Origin of the sequence: Methanospirillum sp. (assembly GCF_028679455.1) — an archaeon.
Classification (GTDB): Archaea; Halobacteriota; Methanomicrobia; order Methanomicrobiales; family Methanospirillaceae; genus Methanospirillum.
The window spans coordinates 1-5806 of the sequence record NZ_JAJRBM010000060.1 but is presented as its reverse complement, the minus strand read 5'-3'; the positions used below and the strand labels follow the sequence as shown (position 1 = coordinate 5806).

The window sequence follows — 5806 nt, the reverse complement described above, 5'->3', positions numbered from 1 at the left end:
TATGCCCTTGCTCCGGAGACGATCTGGTTAAAGGCTGACTGGGCTGCTTCCTTGGTACCAACTCCGACAATGACTCCACCTGCATCACTTTTATGAATGATCTGTGGAGAGATGATCTTCATTACAACCGGGAATCCGATGGCTTCTCCCGCTTCTCCCGCATCCTCGGCCCTGGTAACAATCCTGTACTTGGGGGTGGGAATACCATACCGGTTGAGGAGATCATATCCCTCAGACTCACTAAGCATCCATTCTGCCATGAATTAACCTCTATCATGTGAAACTCTACCCGGCAGACAGCCGGATAAAAGTTCTACAAATGACGAAGATGAGTTCGTCATTTCGTACATAAAATGTAAAACATCATTCCATATAAACAATTGTAATTATTGTTCATGATGAATGAAACAGGTCAGGAAAGGCTTTTAGGAATTGTCCATGATAAATGATGATAGTTAGAAAGGAGCATACTTTTCCCGATCAGGAGGTGACATAATTGTCAGAAACAATCTACTACCCGGATCCGGCATACAAGGAGACGGCTAAGATCCACAATTATTCTCATGAGTATCAGGAGTTTATCAAAGACCCTGATGCATTCTGGCGAAGGATCGCATCTGATCTCCTCTGGTTTGAACCATGGGAGAAGATACAGGTCTGGGAGCACCCGTTTGCCAGATGGTTCACCAAGGCAAAGCTCAATATTACCTACAATTGCCTTGAACGCCACCTGAACAATGACCGGCGCAATAAAGTAGCCATCTGCTGGGTAGGGGAGAATAACCGGGAACGTATTCTGACCTATTATCAACTCCATAAGGACGTAATGAGGTTTGCAAACGGACTGAAGTCACTAGGGGTTACCAAAGGGGACCGGGTCTGTATCTATATGCCTGCAATACCAGAGATGGTTGTCGCCATGCTGGCTTGTGCACGGATTGGAGCAGTCCATACCGTCGTATTTGCAGGATACGGAGCAAAAGCATTGAACGAACGAATCACTGGATCTCAGGCAAAAGTTGTGATCACTGCCGATGCATCGGTAAGACGGGGAGGGAGTATCCCACTTAAACCGATCGTCGAAGAGGCAATCATCAATGCCCCACTCGTAGAACGGGTTGTGGTACTCAGGACACAGGAGCCAAAAGTGGGACTTCTCGATGATTTTGAGATCGACTACGAAGAACTCATGCAGGCATCACCCCGCCACTGTCCGCCCGAACCAATTGGATCAGAAGATCCGTTATTTATCCTCTACACTTCAGGAACCACCGGAGCTCCGAAGGGAATTGTGCATGCTGCAGGTGGTTACATGGTTGGCGCCTATTACACGACAAAATATGTGCTCACCCTGCAAGAGAATGACCTGTACTGGTGCACTGCTGACCCGGGCTGGATCACCGGACATACCTACGGGACTTATGGACCCTTGCTGGTAGGAGGAACGATCTTCATGACAGAGTATACCCCTGAGTATCCGGATCCCGGGATCTGGTGGCGGTTGATTGAAGAGTACGGGGTCTCTATCTTTTACACCGCGCCAACTGCAATCAGGATGTTCATGAAGGTTGGGAGTGAGTACCCGGACAAGGCAGATCTCTCATCGCTCAGAATATTGGGATCAGTCGGAGAACCTCTGAACCCGGAGGCGTTTGACTGGTTCTACCACCATATCGGTAAAGAACGATGCCCGATTCTTGATACCTGGTGGCAGACCGAGACCGGAATGCACATGATCACCACGATGGTTGGAGAACCGATGAAGCCGGGTTTTGCCGGAAAACCAATTCCTGGTGTGATAGCAGAGGTGGTGAATGATGAGGGTGAACCGGTTCCACCTGGAACTACCGGATTCCTTGCGATAAAAGAACCGTGGCCATCTATGATGCAGATGGTATATGAGAATGAAGAACGATACCGGGGATACTGGAACTTTGGGAAGAACCATTATTACAGCACCAATGATCTGGCGGTACAGGATAATGATGGATATATCATGCTTCTTGGCAGATCTGATGATATCATCATTGTAGCCGGACATAATGTCGGGACTGCTGAGATCGAGAGTGCACTGGTCTCACATAGCTCAGTTGCTGAGGCTGCTGCTATCGGCAAACCTGATGAATTAAAAGGAAACCTGATCAAAGCATTTGTGATCCTGCGTAATGGAGTCAAAGCAACTCCGAAACTCACTCATGACCTCAAATATCACGTACGAATGATGCTCGGTCCGATATCAGTTCCTGCTGAACTTGAATTTGTCGAAACCCTGCCTAAGACCAGAAGTGGGAAGATCATGCGAAGGGTTCTTAAAGCCCGGGAGTTGGGTATGGATCCGGGTGATGTCTCTACCCTGGAAGAATAACTTATCCAACTCTTTATATACTGATTTATTACATTTATATCTATGACAGGCAGTCCTGAGAATTCTTTGCGGATTGAAAATATTGTCGCATCCGCAAAGATTACCGATTCCCTCGATCTGCCCCAGATCGCCTCCAGCATCAAGGACGCCGAGTACAATAAAAAGCGGTTCCCGGGAGTGGTTATCAGGATGCAGGATCCCAAGATCGCAGCACTCGTCTTCGGATCTGGTAAGGTTGTACTAACCGGGGCAAAGAGTGTGGAGAATCTGACCCGGGGGCTGAACATTCTGGGAGAACTGCTTCGCAATCTTGGTATCGAAATCACGAACGAACTCAGTTATAAGGTTCAGAATATTGTAACCTCTGCAGACCTTGGCGCAGGGATAAACCTCAATAAGATAGCGGTTGGATTCAACCTGGAACGAATCGAGTACGAACCTGAGCAGTTCCCGGGCCTGGTATACCGGCTTGATGATCCAAAAGTCGTTGTCCTCCTGTTTGGATCAGGAAAACTGATCATCACCGGAGGAAAAGTACAGGAAGATGCACAACGGGCAGTCCTTAAGATCGTTGACGACCTGAAAGGGCTTGGTTTGTTATAATTTCATTTTTAATTGCCCCCACTTAAATAAAGTTATTTGTATATTTTTATATACCATAAAAGAGACCTGAATATGCTGCATCGCACAGGTTCTCGTAGGGTTATTTCATGGATACTGATCAGAATGGTTCTTTTTCTAGCCGGGCGGAAGAGATAACTCACATGATAATCAGAGCAGGGATGAAACAGAACCATGCACGGGTTCTTGTGTTCCTGTATTTCAATTCTGATCAGACATCACGGGATATTGAGCGGGGAACCTCACTCAGACAGCCGGAAGTAAGTATTGGGATTAATCACCTGATGAGTCAGGGGTGGGCCCAGGTAGCCAGCCAGATAACCGAAAATAAGGGACGACCGGTGAAACTCTACCGTCTGTGTACCACGGTGAATGCTATTCTTGATGACATTGAAATTGAAAAGAAGGATGAGTTTCAGTCCCAGCTTGATCTGATCGAGAAGATTCGAAGACTCATTCACGAATCAGAGTAACACAAAACTGATGAAAATCAGGGTCTCCCAAGTATCCGGCAATCATTAGGTTCTCCAACGATGACTGTCATCACCCCAGAAAATTCTGCCATGATTCCGCATCCGACCACCCCGGGGATATTATTAATTATTGACTCCATGGTTTCAGGGTTCTCAATCGGGCCGGTATGATAGTCGAGAATAATATTTCCATTATCAGATACTACCGGCCCGTCCTTTTTTACCCCTTCGCGGACGACTACGGTACCACCAAGTTTTTCAAGTCTCCGTACAACATGCCCCAGTGCAAATGGAATGACCTCGACTGGAACCGGGCCAGAGAGTTGGTTACAGAGTTTGGAAGAGTCTGCCACGATGATCAATCGCTCAGAGGCATCTGCAACACAACGTTCCCGTACCTGGGCTGCACCCCTTCCTTTAATAAGGCGCAAAGAGGGATCGATCTGATCAGCACCATCAATCGTGAGATCAATCCGGGTCACGTCATCAAGAGAGAGTAATGGAATTCCATGTTCCCGTGCCTTCATAGCAGTCTGGAGAGAAGTCGGCACTCCGGTGATCCTGAGTCCTTCTTTTATCTGTTGAGCCAGGTGATCCATGGTGTACGCAACGGTTGAGCCAGTTCCAAGCCCGACAATCATACCGTCACGAACATATCCAGCTGCCCTGCAACCGGCATTTTCTTTTGGATTGCCATTCCCGGGGTTCGTCATTGCCGGTCAGGTTAGCAACAGAACACCTTAAGTTTGTTGGCCGGGTCCACCTGAAAAGAGTTCAGCATAAGAGGAGGTGGCCTGATATGCGGTGCAGTCCAGGGTAATCGGAGTAATCGAGATATTTCCTTTCCTGACCGCATGCACATCGGTTCCTTCAGGTGCATCCTCGATCAGGGGGCCGTTGATCCAGTAGTATGGTTTTCCTCTGGGATCGATCCGCTTCTCAATTCCGGTCTCAAAGAGACGATCCCCAAGCCGGGTTATCTCATATCCCCCTTTTATGACAGACGGAATGTTTACATTCACGACATCTGCAAGTTTGGGAAACCCATGAGAGATGATCCGCGATATGACATCACTCACTACCTGTTTCGATCCGGTAAACCGGGATGCCGGAAACTTCGGGTTCTCAAATTTCTCTGCCTGATCCTCAACCTGGAGTGAGAACGCGATTGACGGGATACCCTGGTTAGAAGCCTCAAGAGCCGCTCCTATCGTTCCGGAAGTAGTAACTGCTTCTGCAGAAACATTCTCCCCGATATTGATTCCTGACACAACAAAATCCGGTTTCAATTTCAGGGCAAAGAGTCCGATGATAACTGAATCGGTTGGTTTGCCCCCGACTGCATATGCGGGTACCCCGTTACAGGTAATTTCATTGACCCGCAGCGGTTCAAAGATTGAGACTGACCTGCCTACTGCACTCTGCTGGGTTGCCGGAGCACACACTATCACCTCTGCATGAGGTTTCAGCGCATCGTATGCAGCCCAGAGTCCTTCAGAGTTCACACCATCATCGTTGGTAAGCAGGATACGGGGTACCATTACCCAGTATTATGATCGGAGAGAGTAAGAGTATGACTGATCAGGGGAATTATTGGTGATGAGTTCCAATCTGTTCTGCAATGAGAGTGCTCCTCGCAGAATATGCCAGCCATCATGATCCTGCCCTGGCTCCTGAAGGCGAAGGAATGATTCGAACGCTGCGTGACAGTTTTACCCGCATCGGATACGAGGTTGCAACACCGGTTCCCGGGAATGACTTTGGTGACGAACTCAGGCGTCTCGCACCGGGATGTGATGAATCTCTGGTGATTGCCCCTGACAACCTGCTCGCACGTTACACCAAGATCGTCGAGGACCTTTCACGAAATATCGGGTGCAACTCCCTGGCAATAGCGATCTGTGCAAATAAACGGCGCACCGCAGCCACCCTGAAAGCTCACGGGATTGATGTACCGAAAGAGGTTTCTTCAGGCAAACGGGTGATCAAGGAGATATCAGGATGTGGAGCGGTCCACATGCGGTATCGCGATGAAAAACCAGGGGATCAGGAGTTCGGCCAGGAGTACATCGAGGGCGAACACCTCTCGGTGAGTATGGTTGGAAGCCGGGTTGTCGGGGAGGTCTGCCTGTATTATACCGGAGAAGGACCACTGGTCCTCTCCCTCAACCGACAATATATCAGGATAGATGAGCAGGGAAATTTCCATTATGACGGGGGAGAAACACCGGTTGTTCATCCACGGATAGATGAGATCCTTAAAATTGCCAGAACAACAGCAACGGTTCTTGGATGTCAGGGGTATATCGGGGTTGATCTTGTGGTCTCACCGGAGCGTATTGTGGTG

7 protein-coding genes are annotated in these 5806 nt (G+C 48.6%); 4 read left to right on the top strand and 3 right to left on the bottom strand.

Going from position 1 to position 5806, the window contains the following annotated elements:
- Window positions 1–260 (bottom strand): acetate--CoA ligase family protein (locus tag LUQ50_RS02000; protein ID WP_300035404.1); only part of this gene is annotated, 260 nt, incomplete at its 3' end.
- Window positions 261–496: 236 nt separating this feature from the next.
- On the opposite strand from LUQ50_RS02000, the gene acs reads away from it, so the two are divergent.
- The 3 genes from acs to LUQ50_RS01985 all read left to right on the top strand — a co-directional run bounded on the left by acs (window position 497) and on the right by LUQ50_RS01985 (window position 3459).
- Complete coding sequence (gene acs, locus LUQ50_RS01995) at window positions 497–2365, top strand: acetate--CoA ligase (protein ID WP_300035401.1); 1869 nt, start codon at window positions 497–499, stop codon at window positions 2363–2365.
- A gap of 42 nt (window positions 2366–2407) precedes the next feature.
- Window positions 2408–2968 (top strand): TATA-box-binding protein, encoded by a 561-nt coding sequence (locus LUQ50_RS01990; protein ID WP_300035398.1) that lies wholly within the window; start codon window positions 2408–2410, stop codon window positions 2966–2968.
- A gap of 107 nt (window positions 2969–3075) precedes the next feature.
- Window positions 3076–3459 (top strand): ArsR family transcriptional regulator, encoded by a 384-nt coding sequence (locus LUQ50_RS01985; protein ID WP_300035396.1) that lies wholly within the window; start codon window positions 3076–3078, stop codon window positions 3457–3459.
- Window positions 3460–3476: 17 nt separating this feature from the next.
- Here the strand turns inward: LUQ50_RS01985 and rpiA are convergent, their stop codons facing one another.
- Together rpiA and surE are read right to left on the bottom strand one after the other, a co-directional pair.
- The gene (gene rpiA, locus LUQ50_RS01980; protein ID WP_300035393.1) at window positions 3477–4172 is read right to left on the bottom strand and encodes a ribose-5-phosphate isomerase RpiA; all 696 of its coding nucleotides are present in this window, start codon (window positions 4170–4172) and stop codon (window positions 3477–3479) included.
- Between the two features lie 27 nt (window positions 4173–4199).
- Window positions 4200–5000 (bottom strand): 5'/3'-nucleotidase SurE, encoded by an 801-nt coding sequence (gene surE / locus LUQ50_RS01975; RefSeq protein ID WP_300035390.1) that lies wholly within the window; start codon window positions 4998–5000, stop codon window positions 4200–4202.
- An 80-nt stretch (window positions 5001–5080) separates the two neighbouring features.
- Between surE and LUQ50_RS01970 the strand changes: the two genes are divergently transcribed.
- Window positions 5081–5806, top strand: a 726-nt coding sequence (locus LUQ50_RS01970; RefSeq protein WP_300035387.1) for an ATP-grasp domain-containing protein, incomplete at its 3' end; no start/stop codon positions are given.